At 62.5% G+C, this 22,042-nt stretch carries 21 protein-coding genes; 16 read left to right on the top strand and 5 right to left on the bottom strand.

Going from position 1 to position 22,042, the window contains the following annotated elements; all coding sequences use genetic code 11:
• Positions 1-181: 181 nt before the first annotated feature.
• From C2L65_RS39010 to C2L65_RS39000, 3 genes are all read left to right on the top strand, one after another.
• Complete coding sequence (locus tag C2L65_RS39010) at positions 182-778, top strand: TetR/AcrR family transcriptional regulator (RefSeq protein ID WP_042305383.1); 597 nt, start codon at positions 182-184, stop codon at positions 776-778.
• Between the two features lie 163 nt (positions 779-941).
• Positions 942-1,367 (top strand): CopG family transcriptional regulator, encoded by a 426-nt coding sequence (locus tag C2L65_RS39005; RefSeq protein ID WP_042305384.1) that lies wholly within the window; start codon positions 942-944, stop codon positions 1,365-1,367.
• Between the two features lie 44 nt (positions 1,368-1,411).
• Entirely contained in the window at positions 1,412-2,488 is a 1,077-nt protein-coding gene (locus C2L65_RS39000) for an extracellular catalytic domain type 1 short-chain-length polyhydroxyalkanoate depolymerase (protein WP_042305385.1), read from the top strand.
• 69 nt (positions 2,489-2,557) lie between these two features.
• Here the strand turns inward: C2L65_RS39000 and C2L65_RS38995 are convergent, their stop codons facing one another.
• Positions 2,558-2,812, bottom strand: coding sequence for a hypothetical protein (locus C2L65_RS38995; protein WP_042305386.1), 255 nt, complete (start codon positions 2,810-2,812; stop codon positions 2,558-2,560).
• Between the two features lie 181 nt (positions 2,813-2,993).
• Here C2L65_RS38995 and C2L65_RS38990 point away from each other — a divergent pair, with 181 nt between their 5' ends.
• The 11 genes from C2L65_RS38990 to C2L65_RS38940 all read left to right on the top strand — a co-directional run bounded on the left by C2L65_RS38990 (position 2,994) and on the right by C2L65_RS38940 (position 15,771).
• On the top strand, positions 2,994-3,626 hold the full coding sequence (locus tag C2L65_RS38990) for a TetR/AcrR family transcriptional regulator (RefSeq protein WP_042305387.1): 633 nt from the start codon (positions 2,994-2,996) through the stop codon (positions 3,624-3,626).
• 83 nt (positions 3,627-3,709) lie between these two features.
• Entirely contained in the window at positions 3,710-4,621 is a 912-nt protein-coding gene (locus C2L65_RS38985; protein ID WP_042305388.1) for a LysR family transcriptional regulator, read from the top strand.
• A 218-nt stretch (positions 4,622-4,839) separates the two neighbouring features.
• On the top strand, positions 4,840-6,960 hold the full coding sequence (locus C2L65_RS38980) for a 3-hydroxyacyl-CoA dehydrogenase NAD-binding domain-containing protein (protein ID WP_042305389.1): 2,121 nt from the start codon (positions 4,840-4,842) through the stop codon (positions 6,958-6,960).
• 40 nt (positions 6,961-7,000) lie between these two features.
• On the top strand, positions 7,001-8,182 hold the full coding sequence (locus tag C2L65_RS38975) for an acetyl-CoA C-acyltransferase (protein WP_042305480.1): 1,182 nt from the start codon (positions 7,001-7,003) through the stop codon (positions 8,180-8,182).
• Between the two features lie 13 nt (positions 8,183-8,195).
• Entirely contained in the window at positions 8,196-9,404 is a 1,209-nt protein-coding gene (locus C2L65_RS38970; RefSeq protein WP_042305390.1) for an acyl-CoA dehydrogenase family protein, read from the top strand.
• 10 nt (positions 9,405-9,414) lie between these two features.
• Positions 9,415-10,545, top strand: coding sequence for an acyl-CoA dehydrogenase family protein (locus C2L65_RS38965; RefSeq protein ID WP_042305391.1), 1,131 nt, complete (start codon positions 9,415-9,417; stop codon positions 10,543-10,545).
• A gap of 4 nt (positions 10,546-10,549) precedes the next feature.
• Complete coding sequence (locus C2L65_RS38960; protein WP_042305392.1) at positions 10,550-11,362, top strand: oxepin-CoA hydrolase, alternative type; 813 nt, start codon at positions 10,550-10,552, stop codon at positions 11,360-11,362.
• A 43-nt stretch (positions 11,363-11,405) separates the two neighbouring features.
• Positions 11,406-12,614: a CaiB/BaiF CoA transferase family protein gene (locus C2L65_RS38955; protein ID WP_042305393.1), complete on the top strand. Its 1,209-nt coding sequence runs from the start codon at positions 11,406-11,408 to the stop codon at positions 12,612-12,614.
• A 36-nt stretch (positions 12,615-12,650) separates the two neighbouring features.
• Positions 12,651-13,637: an NAD(P)H-dependent flavin oxidoreductase gene (locus C2L65_RS38950; protein ID WP_042305394.1), complete on the top strand. Its 987-nt coding sequence runs from the start codon at positions 12,651-12,653 to the stop codon at positions 13,635-13,637.
• A 127-nt stretch (positions 13,638-13,764) separates the two neighbouring features.
• Positions 13,765-14,082, top strand: a complete 318-nt coding sequence (locus C2L65_RS38945) for a DUF485 domain-containing protein (RefSeq protein WP_042305395.1) — start codon at positions 13,765-13,767, stop codon at positions 14,080-14,082.
• 3 nt (positions 14,083-14,085) lie between these two features.
• Positions 14,086-15,771, top strand: coding sequence for a cation acetate symporter (locus tag C2L65_RS38940; protein WP_042305396.1), 1,686 nt, complete (start codon positions 14,086-14,088; stop codon positions 15,769-15,771).
• A 41-nt stretch (positions 15,772-15,812) separates the two neighbouring features.
• On the opposite strand, the gene C2L65_RS38935 is transcribed toward C2L65_RS38940, so the two are convergent.
• Positions 15,813-16,709 carry a LysR family transcriptional regulator gene (locus C2L65_RS38935; RefSeq protein WP_042305397.1) on the bottom strand — a complete coding sequence of 299 codons (897 nt, stop codon included), beginning with the start codon at positions 16,707-16,709 and terminating at the stop codon, positions 15,813-15,815.
• Between the two features lie 200 nt (positions 16,710-16,909).
• Here C2L65_RS38935 and C2L65_RS38930 point away from each other — a divergent pair, with 200 nt between their 5' ends.
• Positions 16,910-18,265 carry an MFS transporter gene (locus C2L65_RS38930; RefSeq protein ID WP_174485036.1) on the top strand — a complete coding sequence of 452 codons (1,356 nt, stop codon included), beginning with the start codon at positions 16,910-16,912 and terminating at the stop codon, positions 18,263-18,265.
• An 81-nt stretch (positions 18,266-18,346) separates the two neighbouring features.
• Here C2L65_RS38930 and C2L65_RS38925 read toward each other — a convergent pair whose 3' ends face one another.
• On the bottom strand, positions 18,347-18,937 hold the full coding sequence (locus C2L65_RS38925; RefSeq protein ID WP_042305399.1) for a TetR/AcrR family transcriptional regulator: 591 nt from the start codon (positions 18,935-18,937) through the stop codon (positions 18,347-18,349).
• A gap of 72 nt (positions 18,938-19,009) precedes the next feature.
• Positions 19,010-19,393, bottom strand: a complete 384-nt coding sequence (locus C2L65_RS38920) for a tautomerase family protein (RefSeq protein ID WP_042305481.1) — start codon at positions 19,391-19,393, stop codon at positions 19,010-19,012.
• A gap of 528 nt (positions 19,394-19,921) precedes the next feature.
• Between C2L65_RS38920 and C2L65_RS38915 the strand changes: the two genes are divergently transcribed.
• Positions 19,922-20,701 (top strand): alpha/beta fold hydrolase, encoded by a 780-nt coding sequence (locus C2L65_RS38915; RefSeq protein ID WP_042305482.1) that lies wholly within the window; start codon positions 19,922-19,924, stop codon positions 20,699-20,701.
• A gap of 175 nt (positions 20,702-20,876) precedes the next feature.
• On the opposite strand, the gene C2L65_RS38910 is transcribed toward C2L65_RS38915, so the two are convergent.
• A complete protein-coding gene (locus C2L65_RS38910; RefSeq protein WP_042305400.1) occupies positions 20,877-21,530 on the bottom strand; it encodes a cysteine hydrolase family protein in 654 nt (217 codons plus the stop codon).
• Between the last annotated feature and the right edge of the window lie 512 nt (positions 21,531-22,042).

The following is a 22,042-nucleotide window of genomic DNA, read 5'->3' as shown; positions in this document are numbered from 1 at the left end:
TCATATGTAAACCGTCTACCCGGTTTGTTTTTAAGGAAAGCTCGGGCGTACAATTCAGGCTTTACCAGCATGAACGCCCGGCTTGCTTTGGATTTCAGCGGTTGGCGCGGGGCCGGCTTCAGCCGCCGCTAACCTTGCAACAGACGGCATGACCGGTTGACGACGACATCTTTATTGATCAATGGACAATCAGACCCGTTCCGAGACAACCCGCAAGAAGGCTATTGAGGCCGCATTCACAATCCTTGCGCGAGAAGGCGTGGGTGGCCTTACATTCGATTCGCTGTCGCGCGAGAGTGGCGTGAGCAAGGGTGGGCTGCTGCATCAGTTCCGCACCAAGCATGGTGTGCTCACAGCGCTGCTTGATCATCAGCGGCAACAGTTTGAACAGATCCGGCTCGACTACCTGGCGAAGGAAGCAGGCAAGAAAGCCGAACCCAATCTTTCGGCGCATATAGCCGTCTATCGGGAGTCCATCAAGCAGCCGCATTCGGTCGCGCGAGCCGTGCTGGCAGCGTTGGTCGAGAGTCCGGAACTGCTCGACGACTCCAAAGCGGCGGACGCAGACAGGATGAAAGCGCTTCAGCGCGAATCGGGCGACCTTGAGCTTTCATTGCTTCGCTATTTCGCTGCAAGCGGCATAGCGTTCAATTCATTGCTTGGACTCGCGCCACTGCCCCAAACGATGATCAATCGTCTGTTTGACCGGTTGCTCGACGACGACAGCTGGCAGTCCCAGAAGCAGCCGCCGAAAGCGCCGAAGCGGGCTGCGCGATAAGCGGCGCACCCAATTAGATCGCATTGAAGGCTTGCGGAATCGATGCACCTGCAACCAGGCAGTCAATGACTGTGCGGAAAGTGTATCGGCCCTGAATGTTGATGTTGCGGTGCGACAAAAACCAGCCTATAACCATCCATATGGATGGTGGATGGATGGAAAAATGAAAAAGCCCGCAGCACTCGACACGATTCGCCCCAAAGGCGGCGAATCGGAAAAAATCACGATCAACCTCGGCCCCGTCGATCTCGGACAAATCGACCTGCTGGTCGAGGAAGGCTTTTATTCGAACCGGACCGACCTGATCCGAACGGCGATTCGCAACCAGCTTGCCCTTCATGCGCAGGTCGTCCAGGACACGGTGACGCGCCGTGCGCTTGTGCTCGGACTGCAGCACTTTTCAAGGCAGGATCTCGAGGCGGTTCGCGCTGCGCGGCAGCGCCTCACCATTCAGGTGCTGGGACTCGCCAGCATTGCCACCGACGTCACGCCGGAGCTTGCGCTCGCCACGATCGAAAGCGTCACGGTGCTGGGAGCTTTTCACGCTTCGCCCGCCGTCAAGACGGCGCTCGCGGACAGAATCCACTAGCCACGCGACGCCCAACGCCTACTTCCGCTAACCGGACACATACGATGAAACTCGACGAAGGTTTCCTGAATTCAATGCACGAAGCGATGACCTTGCTGCGTACCCGCGGTCCCGCCGAAGCGACAGAAGTAATACAACGTGCGCTGCGAGGAGGCGCGGTTGATGGAATGTGGGACAAGGCGCAAGTTTTCCCGTTCGCCGAGACACAAATAAGCGAAGCCACACCGCACACGGCACGAGAAGACAGCAATGATGTCGAAGACCGGGGGCATTTCAGCACGCATGCGTATTCGAACGCCGCCGGCTCCCGGCAGTATCGGCTGTATGTGCCCGCGAACGCAGCCGGCAAGCCGCTGCCATTGATTGTGATGCTGCACGGCTGCACACAGAATGCCGATGATTTCGCAGCAGGTACGCAGATGAACGCGCTTGCCGAGCAGCATCGATGTCTTGTCGCGTATCCGGTGCAGCCGCAACAGGCCAATCCGTCGAAGTGCTGGAACTGGTTCAAACCAGACGATCAGCATCGCGAGAATGGCGAGCCGTCATTGATCGCAGGCATCACGCGCGAGATCATCGCGGGCCACAACGTCGATCCTGCGCGCGTGTACGTCGCGGGCCTGTCTGCGGGCGGCGCGATGGCGGCGATCATGATCGCCACGTATCCTGACCTGTACGCTGCAGCGGGTGTGCATTCCGGTCTGCCCGTGGGCAGCGCACACAATTTACCGTCTGCGCTCGCGGCAATGAAAGGCGGCAAACGCCGCAGCGCGACAGGGCATGCGAAGCGCGCTAAAGACTCGCCGAAGCGGCCCATGATCGTCTTTCACGGCGACGCGGATGCCACGGTTCACGTCGCGAATGCTACGCAGCTTGTTCACGGCTTCGACGCGCGAGCCGATAGCAGCAGTGAAGGGCGTCGGGCCGATGCGGGGCGGCGTAGCTGTACCGTTTCGAGGCTTATTTCCCCCGATGGTATCGACGCGGAGTTATGGACCATTCATGGCGCGCCGCACGCGTGGTCAGGTGGTAACGCACGCGGCAGTTACACGGACCCAAGCGGCCCGGACGCGAGCGCTGAAATGCTGCGATTCTTTCTTGATCATCCCAAACAGGGATGAGGCGCTACGAACGCTGCTCCTCGCAGGAGGAGCAGCGTCTACCTTCTGCGTACTTTCAACCTACCTCTGTTAGCTCGACTGTTTTGTCGATGACTGTGCTTTCGGCGCAGACCCAGCCTGCACGAGGCGTGCGTCTTCCTGCGTCACAGCACCGACGTATTTCCAGCCGTCCGGCAACTTCACGAACGTGTAGCCCGTGGGTGCATCGACGAACACGGTGAAAACGGGCGAGTCAGCCTTCGCCTCGGAAACTGCTTGCGCGTGCGACACCATCGGCGCGGCCAGCAGCGTGACAGCGAAAAGTGACGAGGAAATCAGCTTCATTGCACAATCCTTGAGATATTGAACCACTCGACCATCGAACCTGACCGATAGCCACGCTATTTATGTAACGACCATTACACATATTGAAGCACAGGCGGAGAGCGTGCGTCCATAATTTTGTTATGATCGACATAGAATTCAGTATTCGCGGGTTTGCGACAATCGCTTGCCAGGAGGGGACATGGAGCCGGCCAGTTACGGCGAAACCAAAGGACGCGGCAGACCAAGAGCATTCGAGCGCGAGGTGGCGCTCAGGCGCGCGATGGACCTTTTCTGGGAAAAGGGCTTCGATATGTGCTCGATGTCGGATCTCGTCGATGCAATGGGCGTCAACTCGCCGAGCATCTACGCGGCGTTCGGCAATAAGGAAAGCCTGTATCGCGAGGCAATCGAGCTATACGTCCGGGCCGAAGGCGGCGCGGCGCTAAGGAACTTCGAATCGCGCGCGACGTTGCGCGAAAGCCTCGACGCCATGTTCGACGCAAGCATCGAGCTTTTCACGGGCGGACAGCGTTCTCGTGGATGCATGATTTTTCTCGGCGGCGCGGGAATTGGCGCAGAGCACGTCGAACTGCGAAACTTCCTTCAGGCGTTGCGGCTAAAGGTGGCTCGGACCGTCGAAAAGCGCTTGAAGAAGGCCGTCGAACAAGGGGAACTCGTGCCTGACGCGGACGCTGCGGCGCTTGCTACATTGTGCATGTCGGTTTTCTCCGGCCTGTCCGTCCAGGCCGCCGACGGCGCCAGCAAACGCAAGCTGCACGCCGGGGTTGCGCAGTTGCTGGCGATGATTCCTTTTCGTCCCGCGTCGCATTGAGCTAAAGCCACTTTGTAGTCGATGAGCGAACGGGTGAGCGCTATCCTGACGGATCGCCAGGTAATCACACGCACTATTGAACCATGGACCTGAACCTGATCGGCCTGTTCGTCGAGATCGTCGAATCGCGCAGTCTTAGCGCCGCCGCGCGCAAGCTCGGCATGACGCGCGCGAACATCAGTCAGCGGCTCAAGCTGCTGGAACGCGAAACGGGCGCGCAATTGCTGCGACGCTCGACCCGAAGCCTCGAACTGACGCAAGCGGGACATACGCTATACGACTGCGGCCAGCGCATGCTGGAAGACCTGAGCACGGCTCGCGCATCGATCGACAGCCTCGGGCAGACCTTGAGCGGCCGTGTTCGCATCAGCGTGCCGACCGGCTTCGGCAGAATGTTTCTCGGCGAAAGACTGCTCGAGTTCGCACGCATGCATCCGGGCATCTCGCTCAATGTCACGTTCAACAACCGGATCGAAGACCTGATCGCCGCTGAAGTCGACGTCGCGGTGAGGATCACGGCGACGCCGCCGCTGGAATATGTGGCGCGCAACATCTGCTCGATTGACTGGAACCTGTATGCGTCGGCTGAGTACGTCGAAAAGCACGGTCCAATCAACTGCCCCGGCGACCTCGAAAAGCAGACGCTGGTCGCGTCGCCGTACCCGGCACGGCGGGTCACGATGACGCTCACGCATCGACAGGACGAGTCGGACGTCCACGTAATCGCGATTCAGCCTGCGCTGCAGTCTTCGGACTATCCGTTTCTGACCGAGGCGGTGTGCCAGGGTATGGGTATCGGGCTGTTGCCGGCCTATGTGCCGCACGCGCCAATGAGCCGCGGGTTGCTGCGTATCCTGCCGGATTTCCGTGTGGCCGGCTTGCAGAACACGCTGTATATCGTGACGCTTCCGAACCGCTATCCGTCGCCGGCGACGCAAGCACTGATCGATTATCTTCGAGCCGAAATCCTGTCGCTCGCGCAAGCCTGGAGCTGAAGCGGTTTCCACGCCGCGCCGCCTCGCGCAAGTCCGTCTGTTTCCCGCAAACCCGCTCTCCCGGCATCGAACTTCGGTGGCGAATCATCCCGCCCCGTAGGACGTTGTCGCGGTCAGTGTCAATCTCCAGTTAACAGTTCGTCAACTCCCAGTTGGATTGTCAACGCGTCTCCCGCATTTAACAATCAACCAACACGAAATACATGGAGACGCGGGCAATGACACCCGAATCGACCGGACACGCCGTCAGGCGTACTCTGCGCAACCGCATTCTCGTCATCACCGTCGATAACCCACCTGTCAACGCGCTTGGCGCGAACGTGCGGCACCAACTACGCGACGCTATCCAGGCCGCCGAAAAAGATCCTGACGTCGACGCCGTGCTGCTGGTTGGCGCGGGACGCAACTTCATCGGTGGCGCGGATATCAGGGAGTTCGGCAAGCCGCCGCTGCCGCCGTCGCTGCCCGAGGTCTGCAACACGATAGAAGCATGCCGGAAGCCCGTTGTAGCGGCCATTCACGGCGCTGCACTCGGCGGTGGCCTCGAGGTCGCACTCGCTGCGCATTACCGGATCGCACTCGGAGCCGCCAGACTCGGCCTGCCCGAGGTGACGCTCGGCTTGCTGCCGGGAGCAGGCGGCACACAGCGCGCGCCACGTCTTGTCGGCGCGAAGGCGGCGCTGGATCTGATGTTGAGCGGCCGTCACGTCGGCGCAAACGAGGCTCACGCGCTTGGCCTCGTCGACCGCATCGGCGAAACCGATGACGTGCTGGCCGAGGGTCTCGCCTATGTGCAGGCCTTGCTCGACGCGCGGGCTCCTGTCCGCCGGACCCGCGACGCCGACGGACTGGCGGACCGCGAAGCGAGCCGTGCCGCCATCGAAACCGCGCGCGCCGAAACGTCGAAGAAATTCCACGGGCTGTTCTCGCCGCTAAAGATCGTCGATGCGGTGCAGGCGGCGCTCGAACTGCCCTTCGACGAGGGCCTGCGCCACGAACGGCAACTGTTCCTGCAGTGCGTCGACAGCCCGCAGCGAGCAGGTTTGATTCACGCGTTCCTCGCCGAGCGCGAGGTGCTGAAAGCGCCCGAAACGCGCAACGCGAAGCCGCGCAAGATCGCGAGCGTCGGCGTGGTAGGCGGCGGCACGATGGGCGCGGGCATCGCGGTGGCGGTACTTGACGCAGGCCTGCCCGTGACGATGATCGAACGTGACGATGTATCGCTTGCGCGCGGCCTGGCGCATATCGAGAAGGTCTACGACAACCTGATCGCGAAAGGTCGCATGACGCCGGAGGCGAAGTCGGCAGTGCTTGCTCGCTGGAACGGCAGCACCTCCTACGACGCGCTCGGCACGGCCGATCTCGTGATCGAAGCCGTATTCGAAGAGATGTCCGTCAAGCATGCCGTGTTCGCCGAGCTCGACCGGGTCTGCAAGCCGGGCGCCGTGCTCGCGACCAACACCTCGTATCTCGACATCGACGCCATTGCCGCGAGCGTCTCGCGTCCTGGCGATGTCGTGGGCCTGCACTTCTTCTCGCCCGCCAACATCATGAAGCTGCTCGAAGTCGTGGTGCCCGCACAGGTCAGCGCCGACGTAGTCGCCACCGCATTCGATCTGGCGAAGAAACTGCGCAAGGTCCCGGTTCGTGCGGGTGTGTGCGACGGCTTCATCGGCAATCGCGTGCTGGCGATCTATCGCGCGGCCGCCGACCACATGATGGAAGACGGCGCGTCGCCTTATCAGATCGACCGCGCTGTCCGTGCGTTCGGCTTTCCGATGGGACCGTTCCAGGTGGCGGACCTCGCGGGCGGCGACATCGGCTGGGCGACGCGCAAGCGCCGCGCCGCCACGCGCGATCCGCAGCAGCGATATGTGCAGATCGCCGACCGCATCTGCGAGCGCGGCTGGTTCGGCCAGAAGACGGGGCGCGGCTACTACGTGTATGCCGACGGCGCGCGCACCGGTAAACCCGACCCGGAAGTCGAATCGATCATCGATGCTGAGCGCGAGCGTGCCGGCGTTACGCCGCGCGAGTTCTCCGATGAAGAAATCATCCGGCGCTACATGGCGGCCATGATCAACGAAGGCGCGAACGTCGTGCATCAGCGCATCGCCCTGCGTCCGCTCGATGTGGACGTGACGTTCCTCTACGGCTACGGCTTTCCGCGCCATCGCGGCGGGCCGATGCAGTACGCCGATACGGTTGGCCTCGACAAGGTGCTCGCCGACATCCGCGAGTTCGCACAAGACGACCCCATGTTCTGGCAGCCGTCGCCGCTGATCGTCGATCTCGTCGAGCGCGGCGCCACGCTGGCGAGCCTCAATCACGCGGCCTGATCCGTTCAATCCCTCATCCCCTTTTTTGCAGATTCAGACCATGCGAGAAGCCGTTATCGTCTCCACCGCGCGCACGCCGCTGACCAAAGCGCATCGCGGTGAATTCAACATCACACCGGGCCCGACGCTCGCGTCGTTTGCCGTGCGGGCTGCCGTGGAGCGCTCGGGCGTCGACCCGGAACTGATCGAGGACGCGATCCTCGGCTGTGGTTATCCCGAAGGCATCACGGGCCGCAACGTCGCGCGCCAGACCGTGATCCGCGCCGGCTTGCCGCTGTCGATCGCGGGCACGACAGTCAACCGCTTCTGCGCGTCGGGACTTCAGGCCATCGCGATGGCGGCCGGGCGCATCGTCGTCGACGGTGCCCCTGCCATGATCGCGGGCGGCGTCGAAAGCATCTCCGGAATCCGGACGCGCGAAGACGGCGTGAGCGGGCTCGACCCTTGGATCGTCGAGCGCAAGCCCGCGCTTTACATGGCGATGATCGACACGGGCGACATCGTCGCGCAGCGCTACGGCATCAGCCGCGAAGCGCAGGACCGTTTCTCCGTCGAAAGCCAGCGGCGCACGACGGAAGCGCAACTCGCCGGCCGCTACGCCGACGAGATCGTGCCCGTCACGACCACGATGGCTGTCACTGACAAGGAGACGGGCGCCGTCACCCAGCGCGAGGTCACGGTCTCCGCCGACAACTGCAATCGCCCCGGCACGACGTATGAGGCACTCGCGAAGCTCGCGCCCGTCAAGGGCACGGACAGGTTCGTCACAGCGGGCAACGCATCGCAGAACGGCGATGGTGCCTCCGCCTGCGTGATGATGGAAGCGAAGGCCGCCGAGCGCGCGAACCTCGTTCCCCTCGGCGCGTTCCGTGGCCTCGCGGTGGCGGGTTGTGAACCGGACGAAATGGGCATCGGTCCCGCGCTTGCCGTGCCGAAGCTGCTCGCGCGCCACGGTCTCACCGTCGGCGACATCGGTCTGTGGGAACTCAACGAAGCATTTGCATCGCAGGCGATCTACTGCCAGCAACGCCTGGGCATTCCGGCCGAGCGGCTCAACGTCAACGGTGGCGCGATTTCGATCGGCCATCCGTTCGGTATGACGGGCGCGCGTCTCGCAGGACACGTCCTCATCGAGGGCCGCCGGCGCGGCGTGAAGTACGCGGTCGTCACGATGTGCATTGCCGGCGGCATGGGTGCCGCTGGCCTGTTCGAAATCTATTGAGAGAAACGAGATCATGGATCTGAACTTCACCCCCGAGGAGGAAGCCTTTCGCGAGCGCGTGGTGCGCTTCCTGAAAGAAAAACTGCCTGCGAGACTTTCCGGCAAGGTTCGCAACGGCTTGCACCTCACACGCGCGGACATGGTCGAGTGGCACGCGATCCTGAACGAACAGGGCTGGCTCGCGAATCATTGGCCGGAACAGTACGGTGGCCCAGGCTGGAACGCCGTGCAGAAGTTCATCTTCGAGAACGAATGCGCGCTGGCGGGCGCGCCGCGCATCGTGCCGTTCGGCGTGAACATGCTCGGACCCGTGCTCATCAAGTACGGCAGCGAAGCACAGAAGCGCTATTGGCTGCCGCGCATTCTCGCAGGCGCCGACTGGTGGTGCCAGGGCTATTCGGAGCCGGGTTCGGGTTCCGATCTCGCGTCGGTGAAGACGAGCGCCGTGCGCGGCATCGACGACGAAGGCGAGCATTACATCGTCAACGGCCAGAAGACGTGGACCACGCTCGGCCAGCACGCGAACATGATCTTCTGTCTCGTGCGCACCGCAACCGACGTGCGCAAGCAGGAAGGCATCAGCTTTCTGCTGGTGGACATGAATAGCCCAGGCGTCGAAGTGCGTCCGATCATCACGCTCGAAGGCGAGCACGAGATCAACGAAGTGTTCTTCACCGATGTGCGCGTACCCGCCGCCAATCTCGTCGGCGAGGAGAACAAGGGCTGGACGGTCGCGAAGTATCTGCTGACGTACGAGCGCACCAACATTGCGGGCGTCGGCTTCTCGGTGGCGGCGCTGGCGCGCTTGCGCCGGATCGCAGCGAAGGTTACGCGCAACGGCCGGCCACTTGCCGAGGATCCGTACTTCGCGGCACGCCTCGCGCGCGTCGAGATCGATCTGGAAAACATGAAGACCACGAACCTGCGCGTGATCGCGGCCGTCGCGGGCGGCGGCGTGCCGGGCGCGGAAAGCTCGATGCTCAAGATTCGCGGCACGGAGATTCGCCAGGAGCTTTCGTCTCTGATGCGCCGCGCGATGGGACCGCATGCGCAGCCGTTCATCGAAGAAGCGCTGCACGAAGGCCATGACGAGGCGCCCGTCGGCCCCGAGGGTGCCGCGAGCGCTGCCGCGCTCTACTTCAACAACCGCAAGCTGTCGATCTTCGGCGGCTCCAATGAAATCCAGAAGAACATCATCTCGAAGATGATCCTGGGACTTTGAGAGGATCACGATGAATTTCCAGCATACCGAAGACCGCCGCATGCTGGCGGATACGCTGAACCGCTTCGTGCAACAGGAATACGGCTTCGCGACGCGCGATGCGCTTGCGCGCAGCGACTCGGGCTTTAGCCGCGAACTGTGGGTCCGCTTTGCGGAACTGGGCGTCGTCGGCGCGCTCTTCAACGAGGCCGATGGCGGCTTCGGCGGAGCGGGTTTCGATATCGCCGTCGTCTTCGAAAGCCTCGGCCGCGGCCTCGTGGTCGAGCCGTTTCTCGGCGCGTTGGTGGTGGGGCGCGCGCTGGCCAGTGCCGGCAACGGCGTGCAAAAAGCGCTCATCGCGAGCCTGATCGAAGGCCACGCCGTTGCGGCGCTCGCGCACGACGAACCCAGCTCGCATTACGAACTGAGCAAGGTGACGACGCGCGCCGTGCATGGCTCGAACGGCTGGGTGCTGACGGGCGCGAAATCGGTCGTGCAGCAGGGCGCCGAGGCTGACTTCTTCCTCGTCTCCGCACGCACGAGCGGTGCAGTCGATGCCGAGGATGGCATCTCGCTCTTTGTCGTCCCGCGCGACGCGGTGGGTGTCAGCGTGCGTGGCTACGGGAAGATCGATGGCGGACGGGCCGCCGAAGTCTGTCTGAACGAAGTGTGCCTTCCCGACACCGCTTTGCTTGGCGAACGGGACGCAGGCTTCGCGACGCTCGAACGCAGCATCGGCGCCGGCGTGCTCGCGTTGTGCGCGGAAGCGCTGGGTGCGATGGATGTCGCGAAGGTGTACACGCTCGAGTATCTGCGCACGCGCAAGCAGTTCGGCGTCGCGATCGGCAGCTTCCAGGCGCTGCAGCATCGCATGGCCGATCTGCTGCTCGAAATCGAGCAGGCCCGCTCAGCCGTCATCAACGCCGCCGCAGCGTTCGGCGCGGCGCGCGTCGAGCGCGAACGTGCGTTGTCGGCGGCGAAGGTCACGATCGGGCGCATCGGCGCGCTCGTTGCCGAAGAGTGCATCCAGATGCACGGCGGCATCGGCATGACGTGGGAACTGCCGCTTGCGCACTTCGCGAAGCGCCTTGTGATGATCGACCATCAACTCGGCGACGAAGATCACCATCTCGAACGCTTTATCACATTGAGCCGGAGCTAACACCGTGAATGAACCTATCCTTGCGCGCCGCGACGGCGCGGTGCAAGTGCTGTCCTTCAACAACCCGGCTGCGCGCAATGCGCTCACACCCGAGGTGTACGCGGCTCTTCCGGCCGCCCTCGCTGAGGCTGGGCGCGATCCCGAGGTGGGCGCGATCGTGCTGACGGGTGTAGGCGGCGCGTTTTGCGCAGGCGGCGATCTGAACCGGCTCGCGCAACGTCGCGCGCTGACACCGCCCGAGCGGCGCGCGGGCATCGAAAGTCTGCACGACATGATTCGCGCCATTCGCGATTGCAGCAAACCGGTGATCGCGGCAGTCGAAGGCGCGGCAGCGGGCGCGGGCCTTTCGATCGCGCTGGCGTGCGACATGCTGGCCGCCGCGCGCAATGCGTCGTTCTCGGTCGCGTACATCAAGGTCGGCCTCTCGCCCGATGGCGGCGCGACCGCGTTTCTATCCGGGCTCGTCTCCCGGCAACTGCTGACCGAGTTGTGCCTGACGGGCAGGCCCGTCACGGGCGAGCGCATGCACGCGCTCGGCGTCGCCAATCGTCTCGCCGAGCCGGGCAGCGCGCTGACGGAAGCCATCGCGATGGCGCAGTCGCTCGCCGCCGGCCCGGAACGCGCGATCGCCCGTATCAAGCGCCTGTGCCGTCAAGCCGGCGAGAACACGCTCGAAGCGCAACTGGATCTCGAAGCGCAATACATGACGGAGTCGCTTGGCGACGACGAATCCGCTGAAGGCATCGCCGCCTTCTTCGGCAAGCGCCCAGCTGATTTCTCCGCGTTGCGCCGCGTTTCAGCCGTGGATTCGCACTAGACGTGGCGTGCTCGTCAGTCTCCCTTGTCACTCCGGATTAGCCATGTCGAACCTGAATTCTTCTCTGCCGCTTGCCGGCGTACGCATTCTCGATCTGTCGCGCGTGCTCGCCGGACCGTGGTGCGCGATGGTGCTCGGCGACCTCGGCGCTGAAATCATCAAGGTCGAGCATCCAAAGCGCGGTGACGACACGCGCGACTGGGGCTTGCGTGTCGGTGCGAGCGAAACGACCTATTTCAACAGCGTCAACCGGAACAAGCGCTCGGTGTGCCTCGATCTGCAGACGGCCGAAGGGCAGCGGCTCGCCCGCGCGCTGGCTCAGCAGAGCGACGTCGTGATCCAGAACTTCAAGTACGGCGGCGCGGAAAAGCTCGGCCTCGGCTATGAACAGCTCAGCCAGGGGCGCGAGGATCTCATCTACTGTTCGATCTCCGGCTACGACCGCCGTGGACCGGAAGCCTCGCGTCCCGGTTACGACGTGGTCGTGCAGGGCGAGGCGGGACTGATGGCGCTCAACGGAGAAGCCGATCAGCCGCCCCTCAAGTTCGGCATAGCCGCCGTCGACCTGTTCACGGGTATGTACTCCGCCCAGGCCGTGCTCGCGGCGCTGTTCGAGCGGCAGAAGTCGGGCAAGGGACGCCACATCGAAATGGCGCTCTTCGATTGCGGCTTGATGATCACCTCGTACTGCGGACTGGAGTCGATGCTGATGGGCGACGATCCGCCGCGCTACGGCAACGCGCATCCTTCGATCGTGCCCTACGGCGTGTTCGATGCGGAAGATGGGCCGCTCGTCATCGCGGTCGGCACCAACCGGCAGTACGAGCGCTTCTGTCGCGAAGTGATCGAGCGCCCGGATCTCGTCGACGAAGAACGGTTCCGCACGAACATCGTTCGGGCCGCCAACCGCGAAGCGCTCGTGCCCGAAATCAGGCGCGAGCTCGGCAAGAGAAAGCGCCTGGACCTGCTGGAGCGTTTGAGTCAGGCGGGCATTCCGTGCGGCGAAGTGCTCGGTCTGCACGAGGCGCTCACGTCGAAGCGCGCGGCCGAGGGCGGACTCGTGACGACCTACACGCATCCCGAAGCCGGCAGCACGCACGTGCTCGCGCCGCCTTACCGCTTCGACGGCGTACGCCTGCCTGTGCGAAGCGGCCCGCCGAAACTCGGCGAGGGCACGAACGACGTGCTTCAGTCGCTGCTCGGACTGTCCGACGAACAACTTTCACAACTGAAGGCCGAGGGCGTCGTCTGACGCTGCATTGCGCCTTACCGCATGGTGGACTGTTCAATGAGTGAGATCGCTTTTCGAAACGCCGTGACCGAGCTGTTCGGCACACGGTTGCCCATCGTCGCCGGCGGGCTGATGTGGCTCGCCGATGCAGACTATGTCGCCGCCGCGTCGCGTGCCGGCATCATCGGCTTTATTACGGCTGCGAGCTTTCCCGAGCCGCAAGCATTGCGTGCGGAGATCCGGCGCTGCCGCGAACTGTGCGAAGGCGGCCCGTTCGGCGTCAACGTCTCGATGCTGCCCAAGCTCGTCCCCGGCGAGAAGACGCGGGAAGTGTTCGAACTGATCGTCGATGAAGGCGTGAAGTTCGTCGAAACCTCGGGGCGCAGTCCGGAGGAATTCTTGCCGTTGCTGAAAGAAGCCGGCATCAAGGTGCTGCACAAGGTGCCCGCCGTGCGGTTTGCAGTCAAGGCGGCTGCGCTCGGCGTCGATGCCGTCGCGATCGTCGGCGCCGAATGCGGCGGACATCCGGGGCTCGATATGGTCGGCTCGTTCGTCAATGCGGCGTGGGCCGAGAGCCAGCTGGACATTCCTTATCTGATCGGCGGCGGCATCGGCCGCGGCTCGCAACTCGCTGCAGCGCTCGCGATGGGCGCTTCCGGTGTGGTCGTCGGCACGCGCTTCGCGGTAGCCGAAGAGATCTGGGCACATGCGGACTACAAGCAACGGCTGGTAGACGCCGGACCGACCGACACCGAACTGAGCATGCAGTCCTTGCGCAACACCGTGCGGACGCTGCGCAACGAGACCACGGCCGCCGTGAAGGAGATCGAGGCACAGAACCCGGACGTGACGATTCAGGACCTGATGCCGATGGTGGCCGGCAAGATCGGCCGCAATGCCTATGTGACGGGCGACTGGTCGAAGGGACTGCTCTCCGCGGGACAGTCTCTTGCGTTCGTCGATCGCGTCGAACCGCTTGCCGATATCGTGCGCCGTTTCGAGCGCGACATGTGGCAGGCGATGGGACGACTGGTCATCGCCTGAACGGGTTCACCCAGCAGGAACATCTGAAACAAGAGCTGCCGAAGCAGCCAGCAAAGCCGTTGTTGCGAACCGTGAAGTTTCATCCGTCGTCGAAGACGTCCGCAAATAACAGGGAGGAGACAGTCCCATGCAGCAGGTCCATATCGATTCACTCAAGGCGAGCGCCGCGTACCGGCGGCTGATTACGTCACGCCGACGCTTCAGCTTCACGCTGACGGCACTGATGATCGTCATCTTCTATGGCTTTATCCTGTTCGTCGCGCTTGCGCCGCACATGCTGGCCCGCCCGCTGTATACGGGCGCCACGACGAGCGTGGGTGTCGTCGCGGGCGTCGGCATCATCCTGACATCAATCGGGTTGACCGGCTGGTATGTGCTGCATGCAAACCGCACGCTCGATCCGTCGATGAGCGCGCTGCTCGCCAGCGTCCGGAAAGGAGACTGAACGATGAAGCTCATTCGCTCTCTGTCCTGCGCGAGCCTTGCCTCGCTGCCTGCGCTTGCTCACGCTTCCGCCATCGAAGGCCCTGTGCCTGATCACGTCGCGCTGAATCCCGTTGCGATCGGCATGTTCCTGCTGTTCGTGCTGGTGACGCTCGGCATTACGCGCTGGGCGTCACGCAAGACGCGCACAACGAAGGATTTTTATAGCGCGGGTGGCGGCATCTCCGGGTTTCAGAATGGCCTCGCCATTGCCGGGGACTATATGTCGGCGGCCTCGTTTCTGGGCCTCTCGGGCATGGTGTTCATGTTCGGCTTCGACGGCCTGATCTATTCGATTGGCTTTCTGGTCGGCTGGCCGTTTGTGATGTTTCTGCTCGCCGAACCGTTGCGCAATCTCGGCAAGTTCACCTTCGTCGACGTGGTTGCCTACCGTTTCGAACAGGCGCCGATTCGCCTTCTTACGGCCAGCACGTCGCTCGTCGTCGTGATCTTCTATCTGGTCGTGCAGATGGTCGGCGCGGGTAAGCTGATCCAGTTGCTGTTCGGTTTGCAGTACTGGATGGCGGAAGTGATCGTCGGCGCGTTGATGGTGATTTATGTGTTCTTTGGCGGCATGACGGCGACCACCTGGGTGCAGATCATCAAGGCCGTGCTGCTGCTGTGCGGCGCGACGTTCATGGCCGTCAGCGCGCTTGCGCAATTCGGCTTCAGTCCCGAAGAGATGTTTCGTCGAGCCGTCGATGTTCACCCCGGCGCGCTCAGCATCATGGCCCCCGGCAAGCTGCTGAAGGACCCGTTCAACGCGCTTTCGCTCGGTATCGCGCTGATGTTCGGCACGGCAGGCTTCCCGCATATCTTGATGCGCTTCTTCACGGTGCCCAGCGCGAAGGAGGCGCGCAAGTCGGTGTTCGTGGCCACCGGCTTTATCGGGTATTTCTATCTGCTAACCTTCATCATCGGCTTCTCGGCGATCGCGTTGCTTGCGCAGCATCCCGAGTTCTTCAAGACCGCCGCCGACGGGCATTTCAATCTGACCCATGATCTGCTCGGCGGCTCGAACATGGTCGCCGTCAAGCTGGCGCAGGCAGTGGGCGGTAATCTGTTCTACGGATTCATCGCGGCCGTGACCTTCGCGACGATACTTGCAGTGGTGGCGGGGCTCACGCTCTCGGGAGCGACCACGGTCTCTCATGATCTTTACGCATGCTGGCTCGCTCGCGGCCAGGCGAACGAAGCTCGCGAAATGCGTATGTCGCGGATGGCGACGCTGATGTTGAGCGTCATCGCGATCGGACTCGGCATTCTTTTCGAGCACGTCAACGTGGCATTCCTGGTCGGTCTCGTGGCGGCGATCGCGGCGAGCGCAAACTTCCCCGTGCTGGTGTCGTCGATCTTCTGGCGCGGCATGACGACGCGCGGCGCGGTAATGGGCGGCGGTCTCGGACTGATCTCCTCCGTGTTGCTGACGGTGATTTCGAAATCGGTATGGGTTGACGTGCTGCATCAGGCACATGCGCTGGTACCGCTCGACAACCCCGCGTTGATTTCGGTGCCGCTTGCATTCGGAGGCATCTGGTTCTTCTCGATGCTGGATCGCGGCGCCCGTGCGAAGCGGGAGCGGGAGGCGTTTGCGTTGCAGGAGTTCTATGGGCAGACGGGGCTGTTGTCAGTGAAGGCGGTCGATCATTGAAACAGTTCGGAGGCCACGCAGCGTTTGCGTGTGCCCCGTGCTCAAAGCTCGATCAATGCTTCATGCAACGTCGAGCGAAACTTTTGCACAGCCGGCGACATGTACGTTTTCCTGCGATAGAACAGCCGGATCCTGCTTTCGAACAGCGCTGTTTCGTATGGCAGCGCAACGAGATCGCGGCCCGCATAGGTCTGAAGCATCTGCTCGGTCAGCATCGTGATCAGATCGCTGTTGCGCAGCAAGGACGTTAGCAGCGAGATCGACGCATCGGTTTCGATCACTGCCTGAGGGGGCGCCAGATCATGGTCGTCAAAGTAACGCTCGACGATCTGGCGCAGCCCGTGACCCGGCAGCGGCAGCAGCCATTTCGCCGCCTGCAGCATGCGCGGATCGGCTGGCGTACGTGTCAGCGGATGACCTTGCCGCGCCACGATCCGGTAGCGCTGCCTGCCGATCTCGTCCGACTGGAGTTCTTCGTCCTCAACAGTGTCGGGCATGAAGCAAAGCGCGAGGTCCAGTTGCCCGTCCTTCAGTTCGTCGAATAGCAGCGCCGAAACCTGCACGGAAAGCCGGAAGGAAACGGCGCTCTCACGCGTCGTATAGCCGGCAAGCGTGGGCAGCAGCGCGGATTCCAGCAAGGCGGGCACGACGCCTATGCGGATCTTGCCCACCGATGCGGACTTCGCCGCCGCCATCTCCGCGTAGGTTTGCGCGACGGAGGCGCCTACATCGGCGGCACGCTCGACGAGCACGCGCCCCGCGGCGGTCAGATCGACGCCGCGGCCCTTGCGGTCTACGAGGCGCGTGTCGAACTCGGCTTCGAGCCGCTGCAGGATCTTCGACACCGCGGATTGTGTGAGCCCGGTTTTCTGTGCAACGCGATGCAGATTGCGCGTTTGCGCCAGCACGGAGAATACGTGCAGGTCTTCGATTCTCATCCTGTGTCCGTCAGCCGTTGCCGATGCCCAACTCTAGCGGAAATCCGCATGCCATGGCGCCGGTATTCCCCGCGGGAATCAAACGACGCCACGCTTTCCGCGCGGCGCGTCGAACAATAGAGACAACATCTTTTGTTCGAACCGGGGAGGGCATCTTGTCCGACGTTTATCACCCAGCCGCGCGTGGCGCCGATGCGCCGATGCCGGCCGGAAACCGCCTCGCGATGGTTGCCGTCATGCTGGCCGTCGCGCTGGCGACGCTCGATACCGCGATCGCGAACACGGCGCTGCCCGCGATCGCCGCCGATCTTCACGTCACGTCAGCCGAGTCGGTTTGGGTCGTCAACGCCTATCAGCTCGCGATGGTTGCGACGATACTGCCGTTCGCCGCGCTAGGCGACGTGCTGGGGCACCGGCGCGTTTACATCGGCGGCCTCGCGCTATTCACGGTTGCATCGCTGGCTTGCGCGGCCGCGCCGACGCTGCCGCTGCTCGCTGCCGCCCGCCTGCTGCAAGGGCTTGGCGGGAGCGCGATCACGAGCGTCAGCATCGCGCTCGTCAGTGCGCTCTATCCGCGACACCGGCTGGGACGCGGCGTCGGCGTCAATGCGCTCGTCGTTGGCGTGTCGGTTGCCGTCGGGCCTACCATTGCGTCGCTGATTCTTTCGATGGCGTCATGGTCATGGCTCTTCATGATCAACGTGCCGCTCGGGCTGATTGGACTCGCGTTCGCGCTGCCTGCGCTGCCGCATACGGCCAAAGGCGCGCATCCATTCGATCCCGTTGCGGCCGTGCTGAGCGTTATCACCTTCGCGTCGCTGATTTTCGCGCTTGGTGAAGGTGGGCAACGTGCGCCTGCCGCTCACGTATTCGGCGCGCTTGCAGTCGCGTTCGTTTTCGGCGCGTGGCTGATGCGGCGCGAAGCAGGGCGGCTCGCGCCGATGTTGCCTATGGATCTGCTCAGACGACCCGTATTCGCGCTGTCGGCGGTGACGGCCGTTTGTGGCTTTGCTGCGCAAGGGTTCGCGTTCGTGTCGCTTCCGTTCTATTTCGAAGACGTTCTACATCGCAGCCAGATCGAGACGGGCTTTCTCATCACGCCGTGGCCCGTTGTCGTGGCGATCGCGGCGCCGATAGCGGGACGGCTGTCGGACCGCTATCCGCCAGGCGTGCTGGGCGCGACGGGGCTGGCCTGTCTGTGCGTGGGACTGGTGTCGCTGGCGCTGATGCCGGCTGATCCGTCCGTGTATGCCATCGAAGCGCGAATGGCGCTCTGCGGAGTCGGCTTTGGCTTGTTCCAGTCGCCGAACATCAAGGCGCTGATGGCAAGCGCGCCGCATGCGCGAAGCGGCGGGGCAAGCGGTGTCGTCGCGACCTCGCGTCTGATCGGACAGGCTACGGGCGCCGCACTGGTCGCGTTGTGTTTCGGCGTGGCCGGCCGGCACGGATCGACCCTCGCGCTGGCAGGCGGCGCGATGTTTGCGGGTGTGGGCTGCATTGCTAGCGGACTGCGCCTGCTGGCTCGCTCGCATCGGTTGGGGCGTGCGTGCGAGTGAGCGGAGCATTCACCGCATGCCATTCATCGTTCATCAGCAGGGACACTGCGCGCCGATGGTCGAACAAAACCGGCTGCGCCGCTATTCGAAGCTGTCGTGCAGATAGTCGCGCACGGCCGTGAGTATTTCATCGGAGAGCGGATCGCCCCGTACCGCGCGCGCGAGCGTGGCCGCTCCCACCAGCATCGAAAGGCGGGCGATCGCGCGCTGACGTGCTTTCTTCGACGGACGCGGACCAGCAAACGACGCCAGTCTGCCGAGCATCGACTTGAGACCTTGTAGGTATGCGCCGCGCACCGGCTTGGTCGTGTCTTCGCGTGCCACGTCAGCGGCGAGACCTACGGCGGGGCACCCGCTGCCGGGCTCGTCGCGCTGCTTCGTGCTCAGATAATGCTTCGCGAGCGCGTCGACGAAAGCCTGTTCGCCCGCATCTTCCTTGACCAGCGCTCGCCAGCGCAAAGCGGATTCGCCGAACGCCCGCTCGCACGCCACGGCCGCGAGCTCGTCCTTCGATTCGAAATGGCCGTAGAACCCGCCATGCGTGAGCCCCGCGCTCGCCATGATGTCCGTCACCGACACACCGTTCAGCCCGCGTTCCTTGAACAGGCGCGCGGACGCCGCCTCGATCAGCCGGCGGTTCTCATCGGTTTGTTCCCTCGATACGCGAGGCATCCGCGCCCTCCGTGCTGAGTGCGACGCACGCTGCCTTTACGGCAGCGCGCATCGACCATGCGCTTATTGCGCTTATTGCGCGTATTGTGCTTCGCCGTTACCGAACGACCAGTTTTCTTTCGGCACTTCGACGAGACTAATAAACAGGTCTTCGCGGCGCAGTCCGACGCGCGCGTGTAGACCTTCGCTGAGCGCCTTGTAGAAGGCTTTTTTGATCGCGAGATCGCGGCCCGCATTCAACGTGAGCTGCACGATGACGCACTGAGGCGAGCGCTCGATGCCGAGATAGGTCGGATCGGCGATGAAGTCGCCGGGCTTATGCTCGTTGACCACCATGAACCGGTCATTGGCGGGCACGTTCATGGTGGTGGTCATCGCCTTGTAGACCTCGTCGGCGACGGCGCTGCGATATTCGGCGGATTGGCCTTCTGCGAGATCGATGCGTACAAGTGGCATGATAATTTCCCTGGTTGAAACGTCTGTGCCGGCGCGCGGCATCAGATTGAGCAAAAGAAACGCCCGAATAGCGGGCTCGGCTACAACACGATAATAAATGATGGTCATCATTTATACAATAGATGATGGATGTCATTTATAGGGCGGGAAAGACACGGTTGCGCCTGATCCTTTTTCGCGTCGAACGTGTTCGAACCTGGCAGCGTCAATGTCAGAGGATTGCCAGCTACCGACAATGCTTTCCAAAGTACCCCTTGCCTGCTTTACAACTGGTTGCTGCCTATACTTGTACGCTTATACACGCGGTGGAAAGTCGGTGGGCACAGTGGCGCACGCTATCGCTCGATGAGCCTCAGCGCGGACTACCTGCTCTCGAAGCAGGCCGATCTTCATGCGGCGGCGGTTCTGCAGAGGCCCGGTCCTTCCTCAAAATGGGCGATAACGCTGATCATTCAGCGGCCCCGCCAGGTAGCGGCGGCGTCGGGACCGCTATTGAGCCACAAAGCTTTTAGCGAAGGAGTTCAGTATATGGCTATGGACCGTCGCACCTTTTCGGCGGCTGTGCTGGTAGGCGCCGCAAGCGCCCTGGTGTCGGCACGCGCGCTGGCGATCCCCCCTGCGCAAGTGAAAGCGCGCAATGTCGTTCTCGCGCATGGCCTGTTTGCCGATGGCTCATGCTGGTTGGACGTCATTGCGCGGTTGCAGGCAGCGGGCATGAATTGCACAGCCGTACAGAACCCTCTGACGACCTTGTCCGAGGCGGCTGACTCCGTGACCCGCGTGCTGGATCGACAAGATGGTCCGACGGTGCTCGTTGCGCACTCCTTCGCGGGCATGATCATCACCGAGACGGGCGTGCATCAGAACGTTTCGGCGCTGGTCTACGTGGCGGCGCGCGCGCCGGATGCCGGCGAGGACTACCCCGCGCTTGCAAAAAACTACCCCACGCCTCCTGCGTCAGCCGGCATTGTCTTTGACGGCGACGAGGGACGCCTCAGCGAGTCCGCATTCCTGCACGACTTCGCAGGCGACCTTCCGGAAGCGAGGGCGCGGACGCTGTACGCGGTCCAGGAGCCGTTCCACAAGGCCTTGCTGGCGGGGAAGACGGCTCACGCCGCATGGCGATCGAAGCCCAGCTACTACGCTGTTTCCACGGAAGATCGCACGATCAATCCCGATCTTCAGCGCTTTATGGCCAAGCGCATGAGCGCGAAGACAATCGAGGTGAAGTCGAGCCACCTGTCGTTGATCTCCCATCCGGACGAGATCAGCCGACTGATTCTTGAAGCTGCTCGACCATCAGCCTGATCGGCAACGGCAACGTGGCGTCGTAATGGAGTGGCCGAACGTTGTGTGCCACGGTATCGCCTGGACGGGGACTGATGTCGATTCGTGACCCGCGAAGCAATGTCCCCGTGATGGCGCACCCGCTGGCACCGAACATGGCTGGAATCCTTTGAATGTCGGGCGGCTCGCGTCGCAGCTATCTTCGCGTCATCGAGTCCACGACATCCTGGGTTTTGACAACAGCGTGCGCAAGAAACGCATAGTTGATTAACGCCGCCTTATAGCCGTCGCCCCAGGTCGGATGACGCGGCCCCGCCGTGGCGTCGGCGACGACGTACACTTCGAAACCCTGCTCGATCAGATCGCGCAGGTGAGACTCGACACACATATTGGCGAGCATCCCGCCCAGCACGACTTTCTGCACGTTACGCTTTCGAAGTTGCAGCGTCAGGTCATTTGTCTGCGGTCCGAACACCTTGTGCGGGCTCACTACGATAGTCTCGCCGTCCTCGATAAACGGCTTGAACTCCTCCAGCCAGTCAGCACCTGATTTCTCGAAACCGCTCAGGTTCAGCGCACCCGTTCGTGCGAACGTGCCCGTTGCAAACTCGTCTGCCTCGAGTGGGCCGTTGAATGTCCATGCGCGGTCGGTCGGATAGAAGTAGTGGGGGGAGATGAACACGCTGAACTTCGCTGCTTTCGCTGCCTTGAAGATTTTCACCATGTTTTCAACCGTTCGGTTTTCCGTCACGCTGGCACCAACGGCGCCCCAGTTTTTGCCTGTGGGGCTCAACACGTCGTTCTGTGGATCGATAAACACTACTGCCGTATCGGCGGGGTTGCAGTTCATGATCGAACTCCAGTGAGTAAATGGCGGGACGCGGACATGCAGTACCAATGTAGGTGATGGGAGTCAACCTTGCCGATTGATTCGTGGCGGATCCTTTGTACATATCCGCTTTGGCATTTCGAGTGTCGCGCGCTTACGGACTTGTCATGAATGAAAGGCCACCGTCCGGCTATCGACATGTTTGCGGCGCTCTCGTTAATGTCTCGCGCGATGTAGCAAGCAGAGCTGGCACGGCTATGCTCGCCGCTGGATTTCCTTAGAAGACAGGTCTATAACTGGAGGACAAGATAAGGCGCGTCCCTAAACATGTGCCCTTGTCACCTCTTCAGAAGATGCCTTCAATAACAGAAACGCACGCTGTTATCCGCACCTGCCGCCATTGATCGCTTTTTTCGGCATTGTGCTTGAGGCGGTGTATTACTAGCCTCGCCGTAACAGGCTTCCTCTTCTGCGATCGGCAACCGAAAGTCTGTTGTTCTTTCAAATCAATGTATTTCGATTCGTCATCCTGA

Source organism: Paraburkholderia terrae, assembly GCF_002902925.1.
GTDB classification, from domain to species: Bacteria; Pseudomonadota; Gammaproteobacteria; order Burkholderiales; family Burkholderiaceae; genus Paraburkholderia; species Paraburkholderia terrae.
Note: the sequence above shows the minus strand (reverse complement) of the source record. Positions and strands in the feature narration are given on the sequence as shown.